Below are 13,563 nucleotides of genomic sequence, written 5' to 3' on the forward strand. Positions count from 1 at the left end.
GCCGACAGGCCTTCGCGAACCGTCCAGCGTGCCGTTTGTAGGCGCCGGACCGCTCGTTTCCGGTCCCGGGGACGCCGTCCTAGCGTGGAACGACACGTGACCGCGCAGACGAAGGACGATCCGACGATGGTTGACACGGCATCCCGTACCAGTTCGAAGCAGTCGCCCGAGCGCGCCGCGACCGTGCCGTCCAAGCCGGCCCGCGACGCGGTGTCCGCGCCGATCCCGGCGCCCCGGGCCGACGCGCAGCCCGCGTCGCCGCGTGTCGACACGGAGCTCCTCGGCCGCCAGCTGCTCGGCACCTGGGCCGACCTGCGCGTGATCGCCCGCGAGCGCGCCGCGCATCCCGACCTGCAGCGCATCGAGGGCCAGACGATGGCCGAGCACCGCGAGCGCGTGCTCCAGCAGCTGAAGATCCTCGTCGAGCAGCGCGCCGTGCACCGCGCCTTCCCGACCGCGGTCGGCGGCCATGACGACCACGGCGGCAACATCGCGGGCTTCGAGGAGCTCGTGCTCGCCGATCCGAGCCTGCAGATCAAGGCGGGCGTGCAGTGGGGCCTCTTCGGCGCCGCCGTGCTGCACCTCGGCACCGAGTTCCATCACCGCACCTTCCTGCCCGACATCATGTCGCTCAAGGTGCCGGGTGCGTTCGCGATGACCGAGACGGGTCACGGGTCGGATGTCGCGGCGATCGGCACGACCGCCACGTACGACGAGGCGAAGCAGCAGTTCGTCATCAACACGCCGTTCCGCGGCGCCTGGAAGGACTACCTGGGCAACGCGGCCGTGCACGGCACCGCCGCGGTCGTCTTCGCCCAGCTCATCACCAAGGGCGTGAACCACGGCGTGCACGCGTTCTACGTGCCGATCCGCAACGCCAAGGGCGGGTTCCTCAAGGGCATCGGCGGCGAGGACGACGGCCTCAAGGGCGGCCTGAACGGCATCGACAACGGACGCCTGCACTTCACGAACGTGCGGGTTCCCCGCGCGAACCTGCTGAACCGCTACGGCTCGGTGGCCGAGGACGGCACGTACTCCAGCCCGATCTCCAGCCCCGGCCGCCGGTTCTTCACCATGCTCGGGACCCTCGTGCAGGGCCGGGTCTCCCTCGATGGCGCCGCCACGTCGGCCGCCGCGATGGCCCTCACCATCGCGATCACGTACGGCAACCAGCGCCGCCAGTTCAACGCCGCGAGCGAGACCGACGAGGAGGTGCTGCTCGACTACCAGCGCCACCAGCGCCGCCTGCTGCCGAAGCTGGCCACCACGTACGCGCAGATCTTCGCCCACGACGAGTTCCTCGTGAAGTTCGACGCGGTGTTCTCGGGCAAGGCCGACACCGACGACGACCGCCAGGACCTCGAGACGATCGCCGCCGCGCTGAAGCCGCTCTCCACCTGGCACGCGCTCGAGACCCTGCAGGAGGCGCGCGAGGCATGCGGGGGATCGGGCTTCCTCGCCGAGAACCGCCTCGTCGGCCTCCGCCAGGACCTCGACGTCTACGTCACCTTCGAGGGCGACAACAACGTGCTGCTGCAGCTCGTCGCCAAGCGCCTGCTCACCGACTTCTCGAAGCAGTTCGCGAAGGCCGATGCCGGCGTGATGGCGCGGTACGTCGTGTCGCAGACGGCCGAGCGCGCCTACCACGGCACGGGCCTCCGCCGCCTGGCGCAGACCATCGCCGACTTCGGGTCGACCCGCCGCTCCGTCTCGGAGCTGCGTGACGAGGAGACGCAGCGGGAGCTGCTCACCGACCGCGTCGAGACGATGATCGCCGAGATCGCCGGCCGCCTCCGCGACGCGCGCAAGCTGCCCAAGGCGGATGCCGCGGCGGCGTTCAACCGCAACCAGAACGAGCTCATCGAGGCGGCCCGCGCGCACGCGGAGCTGCTGCAGTGGGAGGCGTTCTCGCGCGGCCTCGCGCAGACCACCGACCCGGGCACGAAGCAGGTGCTCACGTGGGTGCGCGACCTCTTCGGCCTCGGCCTCCTCGAGAAGCACCTCTCGTGGTACCTGATCCACGGGCGCCTGTCGCCGCAGCGCGCGCAGGCGGTGACCGCGTACATCGACCGGCTCATCGAGCGGCTTCGGCCCCACGCCCAGGACCTCGTCGACGCGTTCGGATACAAGCCCGAGCACTTGCGCGCGAAGATCGCGTCGGGCGCCGAGCTCGAGCGTCAGGACGAGGCCCGTGCCTACTATGCCGCGCAGCGGGCCGCGGGCACCCTGCCCGTGCCCGAGAAGTCGAAGAAGTAGCCTCCGCGATTCGTCGTCGGCCGTACGGAGTTGTCACCCCGCGCGGCCGACGGCGGCGGTAGGCTGACCGCCGTGCCGACCGAACCCCTCGCCTCGGGCGAGCCCGACCGTGCGCTCCGGCTGCTCTGGCGCGACCGCCTCGGCGAGCCCGTCGGCTCGAGGGGCCCGAAGCAGCGGACGAGCGTGGACGCCGTCGTCGACGCCGCGATCGCGATCGCCGACGACGAGGGCATCGAGGTGCTGTCGATGCGCAGGGTCGCCGAGCGCCTCGGCCTCAAGCCCATGTCGGTCTACACCTACGTGCCCGGCAAGGCGGAGCTCATCGACCTCATGGTCGACCGGGTGGCGGGGGAGCAGCCGCTGCCCGAGCCGGGCGGATCGCTGCGCGCGCGACTCGAGCAGGTGGCACGCCTGACGTGGAACGGGTTCCTGCGGCATCCGTGGCTGCTCGCGATCGACACGAGCCGCCCGCCGCTCGGTCCCAACGTGTCGGACCGATGGGAGTGGAGCCTCCGCGCCATCGACGGACTCGGCCTCAGCGACGTCGAGCTCGACCAGGTGATCACGCTCGTGACGGCGTACGTGGTCGGCCCCGCCCGCGCGTACGTCGACGCCGAGCGGCTGCACCGCGCCTCGAGCGAGAGCGACGAGGAGTGGTGGCAGCGCAACGCGCCCGTGCTCGATCGGGTCGCCGAGCCGGGTCGTTATCCCGTCGCGGCACGGGTCGGCAGGGCAGTGAAGGACCACGACGCGTCGGGTGATCCCGAGCGCGCGTTCGCCTTCGGGCTGGCGCGCGTGATCGACGGGATCGAGTCCTACGTGGCCGGGCGAGTGAAGCCGGGCGCGTGAAGCCGGGCGTCAGCGGGCCGGCGGCTTCATGATGGCGCCCGCCGCGAGGCCCACCACGATGCCGGCGGCCAGCCACAGCCAGAACCCCGTCCACAGGCTGACCCCCACGCCCACGATGGCGCCCACCACGAGCCCCACGATGATCTGGGTGCGACGGGCGGAGCTGCTCGATTCGGAGGCCATGCCCCAAGCCTAGGCGCGCGGGTCAGACGGCTCGCGCGCGGTATTCGCGCACGTGCGCCACCTCGAAGACGAGCGGATGCGCGGACGTGTCGCGCGGGGCATCCGTCGGCAGCTCGTACACGTCGAGCATGAGCTGCACCGGGTAGTCGATCGATTGCCCGACGGTCTTCACCAGGCGGCCGTCGACGAAGAACCGGAGCCGGCCCGGCAGCCACTCGACCGCGTAGTCGTGGAATTCCGTGAGGTCGCCCTCGACCCGCACCTTCTCGAAGTCCAGCACCAGCCGGGGGTCGCGCTGCGGCTTGACGCCGACGCCGACCAGCGCGCTCGCCTCGCCGATCTCGCTGCCGAAGATCTCGAAGATGCAGATCTCGCCGCAGTTCGCCCCCTGGTCCTCGAAGCCGACGGGCCAGAGCGCGACCATCGCCGAGGGGTGCCGGATGCCGCGGGCCCGCGCCTCGATCACGCCGAAGTGCGGCAGCCACAGCCGCTCCTCGTCCTGCTCCTCACGCACGAGGAGCCCGGCGCGGAACCGGTGCTGGCCCACCGGACTGCCGACGGGACCCGAGAACTGCCCGGTCTGCAGGTGCGACACGCGCACCTCGCCGTCGTACTCGGGCGACCACGGCGCCGTGTCGGCGTCGATGCGGAGCTTCAGCGTGCCGCCCGAGACCTCGAAGCGCGCCCGGGTCGCCTCGCGCGAGCTCCAGTGCGGCGTGTAGTGCGGCAGCCAGCGGGTGTCGTCGAGGTCGTCGCCGTCGAACTGCTCGTCGACGACGAGCTCGTAGCCCGAGAGGTCGAGCGCGGCATCCGTCGTCATGATCGTCAGATGAGGCCGAGGGAGCGCACGGCGTCGCGCTCCTCCTCGAGCTCGGCGACGGATGCCGCGATGCGGTGCCGCGCGAACGCGTCGAGCTCGAGTCCCTGCACGATGCGCCACGCGCCGTCGACGGACTCGACGGGGAAGGAGGAGACGAGCCCCTCGGGCACCTCGTACGACCCGTCGGAGACGACCGCGGCGCTCGTCCACCCGCCGGAAGTGCCGTGCACCCAGTCGCGCACGTGGTCGATCGTGGCGCTCGCCGCGGATGCCACCGACGATGAGCCGCGAACCTCGATGATCTCGGCGCCGCGCTTGGCCACGCGCGGGATGAAGTCGTCGACGAGCCACTCGCGCAGGCCCTCAGGGCCGCCGAGCCGGGCCTGGAGGAGCGCGGGGATGGACTGGCCGCCCGCCGTGGCGTGGGAGATGTCGGGGAACTGGGTGGCCGAGTGGTTGCCCCAGATCGTGACGTTGCGGATCTCGCCGACCGGGGTGCCGACCGTGGGGGCGAGCTGGGCGAGTGCGCGGTTGTGGTCGAGCCGGGTGAGCGCCGTGAAGCGGTCGGCGGGCACGTCGGGCGCGTGCGCGGCTGCGATGAGCGCGTTCGTGTTGGCCGGGTTGCCCACCACGACGACGCGCACGTCGTCGGCGGCACCGGCGTTGATCGCCTCGCCCTGCGGGCCGAAGATGCCGCCGTTCGCGGCGAGGAGGTCGCCCCGCTCCATGCCGGGGCCGCGAGGACGCGCACCGACGAGCAGGGCGAGGTTCGTGCCGCGGAACGCCGCCGCCGCGTCGTCGAACACGTCGACGTGGGCGAGCAGGGGGAACGCGGAGTCGTGGAGCTCGAGTGCGGCGCCCTCGGCCGCCCGAACCCCCTCGGGGATCTCGAGCAGGTGCAGCCGTACCGGGGTGTCGGGACCGAGCATGGCGCCCGATGCGATGCGGAAGAGCAGCGCGTAGCCGATCTGCCCCCCGGCGCCCGTGATGGTGATGGTGACCGGCTTGACGCTCATGGTGCGAGCCTACGCCGCGGCACCGACGCGATCACCAGCCCAGCGATCCGGCCGCGCCCTTGAACGGGCCGGCGATCGCCGACGTGATCCAGCCGCCGTAGAAGTGCCCCGGCTGCGGGGTGACGCGCTCCCCGGAGACCGTGCACTCGTCCACCCGTCCGGCGTACACGGCGACGCGATCGGTGAGCACCTCGTAGCCCGCCTCGGGCGACGGGTAGTTCCACGCGGCTCGCTCGGCGACCCGGCTGCCGCCCCGCACGTCGAGGTAGCGGGCGGTGCCCTTGAACTCGCAGAACGACGAGCCGTGCGCGGGGGTCAGCGAGAACGGCGCGAAGGCGCCGATCGGCAGGTAGTAGACCGGCGGATGACTCGTCTCGAGCACGCGGACGACGTCGCGGGTGTCCACCACGCGTTCGCCGCCCAGGTCGATCGTCACCCGCACGTCGACGCCCTCGACGCGCGGCGGCCGCGGATAGTCCCACACGGATTCCTGGCCCGCTCGGATCGGCTCCGGTACTGGTCGCATTGCCGGAGGCTAGGCCGCCATCCTGTGAGCGGGCATCGGATCGGCCCGGTACCGGCGCCGTCCGAACCGGACAACGGCGCGGCGCGGCATCCGACCGGGGCATCCGCTCGTCGCGTACCGTGAGGTCATGAGAGACCTGTATCCGGAGATCGAGCCGCTCGAGACGGGCATGCTCGACGTGGGGGACGGCCAGCACATCTACTGGGAGGTGTCCGGCAACCGCGAGGGCAAGCCGGTGGTCTTCCTGCACGGCGGGCCGGGCGCGGGCACGAGCCCCGCGCACCGCCGGCTGTTCGACCCCGAGCGGTACCGGATCGTGCTCTTCGACCAGCGCGGCTGCGGCCTCTCGATCCCCCACGCCTCCGAGCCCGCCGCCGACCTCTCGGCGAACACCACCTGGCACCTCGTCGCCGACATGGAGCGACTGCGTCATCACCTGGGCATCGAGCGGTGGCAGGTCTTCGGTGGATCATGGGGCAGCGCGCTCGGACTCGCGTACGCGCAGACCCACCCCGAGCGCGTCACCGAGATCGTGCTGCGCGGCATCTTCACCCTGCGTCGCCAGGAGCTCGACTGGTTCTACGAGGGCGGCGCCTCCGCGGTGTTCCCCGACCTGTGGGAGGAGTTCATCGCGCCGGTGCCCGTGCTCGAGCGCGCCCACCTCATCGAGGCCTACGCGCGGCTGCTGGCCGACCCCGACCCCGAGGTGCACGAGCCCGCCGCGATCGCCTGGGCGAAGTGGGAGGGGGCGACGATCACGCTCCTGCCGCAGGCCGACACCATCGCGCGGTTCACCGACCCCGAGTACGCCGTCGCCTTCTCGCGCATCGAGAACCACTACTTCCGCCACGGCGGCTGGTGGGACGAGGGCCAGCTCATCCGCGACGCCACGCGCCTCGCCGGCATCCCCGCCGTGATCGTGCAGGGCCGGTACGACATGTGCACCCCGCCCATGACCGCGTGGGACCTGCACCGGGCCTGGCCCGAGGCGGAATTCCACATGATCGGCGATGCCGGGCACGCGTTCGACGAGCCCGGGATCCTCGACGCGTTGATCCGGGCCACCGACCGGTTCGGGCGGAGCGCAGAGGAGCAGGAGCGCGACGGCGACGACCCGGAGGACGAGGACGATCGCGACGACGACCGCGAGGACGACTAGGCCGGACGCCACGACGGCGTGACGCCGCATCCGATCCCGTTGTCAACCCGTCGGGCGAGGAACGCCGGGAATGGGGGCCGGGACACCCCGCGGGGTAGTTTCTGAGCATGACGTTCAACCCGAACTCCGACATCGGCGGCGGCAGGGTCTCCCGGCGCGGCCGCAACACCGGCATCGCCGTCGGCGGCGGCCTCGGCGTGATCGCCCTCTTCGTGCTCTCCCAGTTCCTCGGCGTGGACCTCACCGGACTCGTGGGCGGCGGTGGCGGCGACCCGGCCGCCAGCGATTCGGCGCTCACCGAATGCCAGACCGGACAGGACGCGAACGAGCGCATCGACTGCCGCATGAAGGGCGCGGCGGCGTCGCTCGACGCCTACTGGCAGGAGGAGTCGCCCGCGATCGGACTCGACTACGCCAGCCCGCAGCCCATCGTGCTCTTCAGCCAGGGGACGTCGACGGGCTGCGGCAGTGCCTCGTCGGCGACCGGCCCGTTCTACTGCCCGCCCGATCAGACGATCTACATCGACACGAGCTTCTACGACCAGCTCGAGAGCCAGTTCGGCGCAGAGGGCGGCCCCCTCGCCGAGATGTACGTCGTGGCGCACGAGTGGGGGCACCACATCCAGAACCTCGCCGGCATCCTCGAGCGTGCCCAGGACGGCGACACCGGGCCCACCTCGAACTCGGTGCGCACCGAGCTGCAGGCCGACTGCTTCGCGGGATCGTGGGCGGCCGCGGCCTCGCAGACCGTCGACGACAAGGGCGTGCCGTTCCTGCAGCCGATCACGCGCGACCAGTACGCGCAGGCCATCGACGCGGCGGCTGCGGTCGGCGACGACCGCATCCAGGAGGCCACCCAGGGCCAGGTCAACCCGCATTCGTTCACGCATGGCTCGAGCGAGCAGCGGGTGAACTGGTTCGAGACGGGCTACGAGCAGGGCGCCGGCGCCTGCGACACCTTCTCGATCGACGGCTCCCAGCTGTGAGGGGGCGGCCGTGATCGCCCGCCGCATCGGGCGCATCGTGCTCTGGGTGGCGGCGGTGCTCGCGCTCGCCGTGGTGGTGTTCCTCGTCTGGGCGCACACGGTGTTCGCCGGGGAGCGCCCCGAGTCGCTGAAGGCCTGGACCGATTCCGAGATCACGATCCGGCACGCCGAATCGTCGTTCGTGATCGAGCCGGCCGACGGCGGCAGCGACGTCGGGCTCGTGTTCATCCCCGGTGCCCGCGTCGACCCGTCGGCCTACCTCTGGAAGCTCAGCGGCATCGTCGCCGAGACCGGCGCCACCGTGGTGATCACCGAGCCCACGCTGAACCTCGCGTTCTTCGACCAGCGGCCGCTCTCGACGTTCACGTCCGAGGCGCCCGACGTGTCGCAGTGGTACGTGGGCGGGCACTCGCTCGGCGGCGTGCGCGCCTGCCAGCTCGCCGAGGCGGGCACGGATGCCGCGGCCGACCCCGAGGTGGTCGGGCTCGTGCTGTTCGGCAGCTACTGCGCGAACGACCTCTCGGACACCGACCTGCGCGTGCTCTCGCTCGTCGCCGGGAACGACGGGCTGTCGACCCCGGCCAAGGTCGAGGCGTCGGCGGGCCTGCTGCCGGCCGACACCGTGTCGGTGCTGCTCGAGGGTGCGAACCACGCCGCGTTCGGCGACTACGGACCGCAGCCCGGCGACGGCGTGGCGACGGCGTCCGACGAGGAGACCCGCGACGGGATCACCGCCGCGGTCGCCGAGTTCCTCGGGCAGCCGTCGTCGTGAGGCGCGACCCGTGATCCGGATCGCGAGTCGGTAGGCTGGCGCCACGAAACGTCGACGAGGGCGGAGTTCGATGGTGTGGCGCATCCGTTCCCGTGACATCGTGCTCAGCCTGCAGGGCGGCATCGGCAACCAGCTCTTCCAGTGGGCCTACGCCACGGATCTCCGTGCGCGCGGTCGACGGGTGATCTTCGACACCGCGCGCCTCGGGGGCGACCGGCCGTTCGAGCTCGGTCCGGTCGTGCCGCGGGCCGAACGCCTCGGCCGCCCGGTGGGCCTCGCGCTCGCGGTCGCCGCGAAGGCGGGGATCCTCTCGGACCGGTCGCGCCTGCGCCTCGTGCGCCAACGGCGCTCGGGATTCGACCCGTCGGTCGACGAGCGGCTCGATCGCACGAGCTACCTGCTCGGGTACTTCCAGTCCCGGCACTACTTCGAGGCGTCCGCCGGCCAGGTGCGGGCAGAGGTGCGAGGGCTGCTCGAGGGCATGCTGACCGACCGTGGAAGGGCGCTTGCCACGACCCTCCGCGACGACCCCCACAGCGTGGCGGTGCACGTGCGGCGTGGCGACTACCTCCAGGCCGCCAACGCGCGGCACGGCGTGCTGGGCGCGGCGTACTACGACGCGGCACTCGCGCACGCCGAGGCGCTCGGGCAGGTCAACCGCGTCTGGTTCAGCGACGACCTCGACTGGGTCCGCGACCACCTCGCGCGCGACGGCGACCGCCTCTGCCCCGCCGAAGCGATCGTGCGGGACGGCGGGGAGATCGCGCTCATGGCGGCGTGCTCGACGCGCATCATCGCCAACAGCAGCTTCAGCTGGTGGGGCGGATGGCTCGGCGCGGCGAGCACCCCGCAGCATCCGGTGATCGCGCCCGTCGCCTGGTTCGCCGACGGGCACAGCGATGCGAGTGAGCTCGTGCCCGAGAGCTGGGTGCGGCTCTGATCCGTGCCGGTCACGGCGCGCTGGACGTGAGGTCGCTCGTGACGAGCCTGGCCTTGCCGCCGAGGTGCTCGATCCGGTCCACCGGCTCGAGGCGCACCACGACATCGCCACGGAGCATCCGACGCACCCGCTCGGCGACCTCCTCGGCCGCCGCCGCCGCGACCTCGCCGGAGTCCCCCGGCACGTAACGGAGGGTCACCGCGTAGTCGGCATGCTGGTGCAACTGGAACTGGGTGACCGCCGTCGGCCGATCGTTGAAGAGGGTGCTCAGCCCGCCGGTCACCATGGTGCCGTCGGGCGTCCGCAGCACGTCGACGATCCGCCCCTGGATGGGATCGATGCGGGGGAGGGTCATGCCGCACGCGCATTGCCCCGATCGGACCGACGACCGATCGCCGATGCGGTAGCGGATGATCGGGAAGGCCGGGTTGAGCAGGTCGGTGACGAGGACGTCGCCCTCGACTCCCTCGGGGGCGGCCGCACCCGACTGATCCACCACCTCCGCGATCCGGACGTCGCCGAACACGTGCAGTCCGTCGCGCTTGGCGCACTGCGCGGCGATCCAGGGAACCTCGGCGCTGCGGTAGCAGTCGAAGATCGGAGCGGCCAAGCGGGACTCGATGAACGCGCGCTTCGACGGCGTCAGCACCGACGCAGTGGAGGCGATGGCCCGCGGCGGGGCCAGGTCGAGGCCCGCCCGGGTGATGAACTGCGCGAATTCGTGGAGGCCGTCGACGTAGCCCGTGAGGAGTGCGGGCCGGACCCGCTGCCACAGCCTCGTGAAGGAGCGCATCGACGCGTCGTCCATGGCTCGCGCGTCGAGGAGGATCTGCCGCGTGGGCCACCATTCGAGCCGGTGCAGCACCTCCTGCCTCGGGGTGCGCGAGCGGCGGTAGACAGAGGCGGAATCGTCGGCGGGATGTACCCCCCACCAGCGGTTCGCGCGCCACCAGAGCGACGCCGCCGGCGTGCGGGGATCCTGCCAGACGACCAGGGGCCGGCCGGTGCTGCCCCCGGTCGTCGATCGCAGCAGCTTCGGCGGGGCGGTCGAGGAGCGGAGCGCATCCCCCGCGTCCCGAAGCCCGTCCTTCTCGAGCACGGGCAGGTGCGCGAAGTTGGCGGCCTCGTCGAAGTCGCGCTCGGTGAATCCGGCCCGCCCGTAGTGCTCGCGGTAGAAGGCCGTCGTGCGGAAGGCGTGCCCCGCCAGCGCGATCGCACGCTCGGAAGCCCGTGCGGCGAGGACCTCGGCCGGGAGTCGCTCCGACTGCCGCATCGCGTGGGCGTGGGCGCGGTCGGACCGCTGGGCGATCTTCGTCTTGAACTCGAACACGCCTCGTGCGAATGCGCCCGACATGCGGTTTCCCTCCGTCGCGCTGGGATGCCTGATCCTAGCAATCGGCCGGTGAGCACACAGGGGTGCTCACCGGCCGATCGGTCATTCAGGGGGTTCGGATCAGCCCTGATACTTCCAGATCCGGACGTAGTCCACCTGGTAGTCCAGCGGCTGCGTCCACGACTTGTTGTTCGGGTCGGGCAGGCCCCAGTACGTCGCCGAGGGGCCGACGTGCAGGTTCAGTCGCACGTGCAGGGGCGAACCGAAGAACGACGGGTTCCACAGGTTCGGGTGCGTGGCCGGCGTCACTCGGGTGAGCTGCTTGCCGTCGACGATGATCGCCGCGTAGGTGGGCGTGAACTCGAACGCGTACGTGTGGAAGTCATCCCACACGGGAGTGGCGGCGCCGAAGTCGGCGTGGGTCCAGTAGTACTTCTGGTTGCCCGAGCCCGACGTCTGCGTGTGCACCGTGGTCGTCGCGGTGTCGATGCGCTGACCGCCGGGGGCCGCCTTCTCGTTGTAGCCCCACGCCTCCATGATGTCGATCTCGCCGCTCTGGCTGTTGCGGAGCCAGAACGCGGCCAGCGACCCGAAGGTCTTGGGCCCGGTCGGCGTCTTGGCGCGGATCTCCCAGCGGCCGTACTGCTGCGAGTACGACATGTCGTCGGACTGCAGCTTGCGCTGGTCCATGTACCCGGTCTTGTGGGTGATGGTCGGCACACCGGCCTGGCCGGCCGGTCGGCTGAACGGCTGGTCGAGCCAGTCGGCCTTGAGGTGTGCGATGCCGGCGGCATCGACGCTCACCTGGCTGGACTCGGGCTCAGCCGCGTCCTGCAGGAGCCCGAGGTCCGAGCGGTCACGCACGTTCCACTTCGTCGGGTCGATGGCCGGCTGGCCGCTGGAGTTCTTGAACGTGAACTCGTCGCGCCAGGTGGGGGCGCCCCATCCGGCGATCTCGCCGCTGTCCGAGCCCGTGCCCGGAGCAGGCGGGGTCGGCACTGCGGGCGCGTCCGCCTCGGACGGCACGGTGTACGTGAGCGCCGCATCGAAGCTCGTGTTGTACGTCTTGCGCCAGTTCGAGTGCACCTCGGCGGCGATCACGTTCGCACCGGCGCGGAGCGACGATGCGGGCACCTGCACGGTGATCACGTCGGCTCGCGCCGCCGTGCTCTGCGGAGCCGCCGTCGCGTACGTGCCCGGGCCGATCGCCCCGGCGGGCATGTTGCGGCGAACCGCCTCGACGCCGTTGACGTAGACGACGACGCCGTCGTCGGCCCACGTCTGCAGGGTCAGGCCCGACGCGGGCACTGCCGCGAGCGAGAAGCCGTGCGCGAAGTAGCTCGCGAGCGGTGCAGGGCTGCCCTGCTCCAGCTGCGTGCCGAGCTGGCCGGTGTTCAGGCCGAACCCGAGCGGCGCCGTGCCGGTCGACCACGACGTGGAGCCGCTGGTCCAGGACGAGGCGGGGGCGGTGGAGCTCCGGTAGTGCGACCACCCGGAGCTTGCGAAGGGGAGGACGGTGGCCTGGGCATCGGCGGCCGACGCCGTGGCGTCCGTCGCGATGGCCGCGGCGCCCATCGTGCTGATGGCGAGCGCGGCGGCGACGGCGCCGCCGATGGCGACGCGGGTGAGGGATCTGCGGTTGGGGGTTTTGTTCGGTCGGGTCAGCGGGGGCTTGGCCTTGAGCAAAATGGGGGAACCTAACATCTCGACTTGGTCACGAATCAGTCGCCCACTGTAAGGGCACGGTTCTCGATCGCCAAACTAAACTGAGAATCCGTCGGGAAGATGGTGGGAGTGGTTGCGGCCCAGCCTCCACCGGTTCCGCGCCGGGGCCACGTTACGATGACTCATCAGGATGGCGAGGGGGCCGCATGCTCGACGACGTCTTTCACAGCATCACGCGACGCTGGCGATGGCTTGTCGGAGTGACGATACTGATGACGCTCCTCGGGCTCGCGCTCGGCCTCCTCTGGCCCGACCGGTACACCGCAACGGCATCGGTCACGGTCGAGTCGATCACCATCGGCGAGCAGACCCAGGACGTCAACATGGAGACCCAGCGGCTCGTCGCCCGGTCGACCGAAGTGCTCTCCATCGCCGCGAAGAACCTCGACGACGTGTCGGTCGCCCAACTGCGGGGCGCCCTCCAGGTGAACGTGCCACGTGGCTCGCAGGTGCTCGAGTTCATCGTCACCGCGCCGTCGGCCGAGGCCGCGGCCGAGCAGGCGAACGCCATCGCGGAGGCCTACCTGGAACAGCGCACGGCGGCCGTCGAGGAGCGCATCACCGAGGCATCCGCGACGTTGACCTCGACTGCCGACGAACTCGCCGCGCAGGCCGCCGGGCTCGCCCCCGACGACCCCAGGCGCATCTCGCTCGAGAGCCAGGTCCAGGCGCTGCAGGACCAGCGCGCGGTGCTGATCGCCACCTCCTTCGACGCGGGCGCACTCATCGACCCGGCCGTCGCGCCGACCGACACGGATAAGCCGAAGCTCTATGTCTTCGTGGCGGCCGGATTCTTCCTCGGCCTGTTCCTCGGCGCCTTCGTTGCGCTGATCAGGGACCGGCTCGCCCGCCGTGGCGAGCGAGCGGCGGAGGACGTCACGCTGGAACGGGCGGAGCCCCGGACGGCCGACGACGCAGCGGCGGTCGACCTCGGAAGCCCGACGAGCGCCGGCGTGCGCGACGTGGCACCGGCGCGCCCGGGTTCCTCCTCCTGACGG

The 13,563-nt window shown here is 71.5% G+C and carries 13 protein-coding genes; 7 read left to right on the top strand and 6 right to left on the bottom strand.

The features are described 5' to 3' along the window. Positions 1 to 126: 126 nt before the first annotated feature. Positions 127 to 2,256: an acyl-CoA dehydrogenase family protein gene (locus AC1DZA_RS02010; protein ID WP_476771501.1), complete on the top strand. Its 2,130-nt coding sequence runs from the start codon at positions 127 to 129 to the stop codon at positions 2,254 to 2,256. 72 nt (positions 2,257 to 2,328) lie between these two features. After that, positions 2,329 to 3,105: a TetR/AcrR family transcriptional regulator C-terminal domain-containing protein gene (locus AC1DZA_RS02015; RefSeq protein ID WP_476771502.1), complete on the top strand. Its 777-nt coding sequence runs from the start codon at positions 2,329 to 2,331 to the stop codon at positions 3,103 to 3,105. A 9-nt stretch (positions 3,106 to 3,114) separates the two neighbouring features. Here AC1DZA_RS02015 and AC1DZA_RS02020 read toward each other — a convergent pair whose 3' ends face one another. The 4 genes from AC1DZA_RS02020 to AC1DZA_RS02035 are packed head-to-tail and all read right to left on the bottom strand — an operon-like array spanning position 3,115 to position 5,650. Further along, positions 3,115 to 3,288: an HPP family protein gene (locus AC1DZA_RS02020; protein WP_476771503.1), complete on the bottom strand. Its 174-nt coding sequence runs from the start codon at positions 3,286 to 3,288 to the stop codon at positions 3,115 to 3,117. Positions 3,289 to 3,310: 22 nt separating this feature from the next. Beyond that, complete coding sequence (locus tag AC1DZA_RS02025) at positions 3,311 to 4,108, bottom strand: glycoside hydrolase family 16 protein (protein ID WP_476771504.1); 798 nt, start codon at positions 4,106 to 4,108, stop codon at positions 3,311 to 3,313. Between the two features lie 5 nt (positions 4,109 to 4,113). Then, positions 4,114 to 5,124 (bottom strand): malate dehydrogenase, encoded by a 1,011-nt coding sequence (locus AC1DZA_RS02030; protein WP_476771505.1) that lies wholly within the window; start codon positions 5,122 to 5,124, stop codon positions 4,114 to 4,116. A gap of 31 nt (positions 5,125 to 5,155) precedes the next feature. Then, positions 5,156 to 5,650 carry a DUF427 domain-containing protein gene (locus AC1DZA_RS02035; protein WP_476771506.1) on the bottom strand — a complete coding sequence of 165 codons (495 nt, stop codon included), beginning with the start codon at positions 5,648 to 5,650 and terminating at the stop codon, positions 5,156 to 5,158. 127 nt (positions 5,651 to 5,777) lie between these two features. On the opposite strand from AC1DZA_RS02035, the gene pip reads away from it, so the two are divergent. From pip to AC1DZA_RS02055, 4 genes are all read left to right on the top strand, one after another. Further along, positions 5,778 to 6,809 (top strand): prolyl aminopeptidase, encoded by a 1,032-nt coding sequence (gene pip, locus AC1DZA_RS02040; RefSeq protein WP_476771507.1) that lies wholly within the window; start codon positions 5,778 to 5,780, stop codon positions 6,807 to 6,809. A 107-nt stretch (positions 6,810 to 6,916) separates the two neighbouring features. Further along, on the top strand, positions 6,917 to 7,795 hold the full coding sequence (gene ypfJ / locus AC1DZA_RS02045; RefSeq protein ID WP_476771508.1) for a KPN_02809 family neutral zinc metallopeptidase: 879 nt from the start codon (positions 6,917 to 6,919) through the stop codon (positions 7,793 to 7,795). Positions 7,796 to 7,805: 10 nt separating this feature from the next. Continuing rightward, positions 7,806 to 8,567 carry an alpha/beta hydrolase gene (locus AC1DZA_RS02050; RefSeq protein WP_476771509.1) on the top strand — a complete coding sequence of 254 codons (762 nt, stop codon included), beginning with the start codon at positions 7,806 to 7,808 and terminating at the stop codon, positions 8,565 to 8,567. 70 nt (positions 8,568 to 8,637) lie between these two features. Further along, on the top strand, positions 8,638 to 9,507 hold the full coding sequence (locus AC1DZA_RS02055) for an alpha-1,2-fucosyltransferase (protein ID WP_476771510.1): 870 nt from the start codon (positions 8,638 to 8,640) through the stop codon (positions 9,505 to 9,507). A gap of 10 nt (positions 9,508 to 9,517) precedes the next feature. Here the strand turns inward: AC1DZA_RS02055 and AC1DZA_RS02060 are convergent, their stop codons facing one another. Together AC1DZA_RS02060 and AC1DZA_RS02065 are read right to left on the bottom strand one after the other, a co-directional pair. After that, positions 9,518 to 10,861: a phenylacetate--CoA ligase family protein gene (locus tag AC1DZA_RS02060; RefSeq protein ID WP_476771511.1), complete on the bottom strand. Its 1,344-nt coding sequence runs from the start codon at positions 10,859 to 10,861 to the stop codon at positions 9,518 to 9,520. Positions 10,862 to 10,960: 99 nt separating this feature from the next. Further along, complete coding sequence (locus AC1DZA_RS02065; protein ID WP_476771512.1) at positions 10,961 to 12,544, bottom strand: glycoside hydrolase family 16 protein; 1,584 nt, start codon at positions 12,542 to 12,544, stop codon at positions 10,961 to 10,963. A 167-nt stretch (positions 12,545 to 12,711) separates the two neighbouring features. Between AC1DZA_RS02065 and AC1DZA_RS02070 the strand changes: the two genes are divergently transcribed. After that, a complete protein-coding gene (locus AC1DZA_RS02070) occupies positions 12,712 to 13,560 on the top strand; it encodes a Wzz/FepE/Etk N-terminal domain-containing protein (protein ID WP_476771513.1) in 849 nt (282 codons plus the stop codon). Positions 13,561 to 13,563: the final 3 nt, after the last annotated feature.

It is taken from the genome of Agromyces sp. P2_B3, assembly GCF_056404815.1.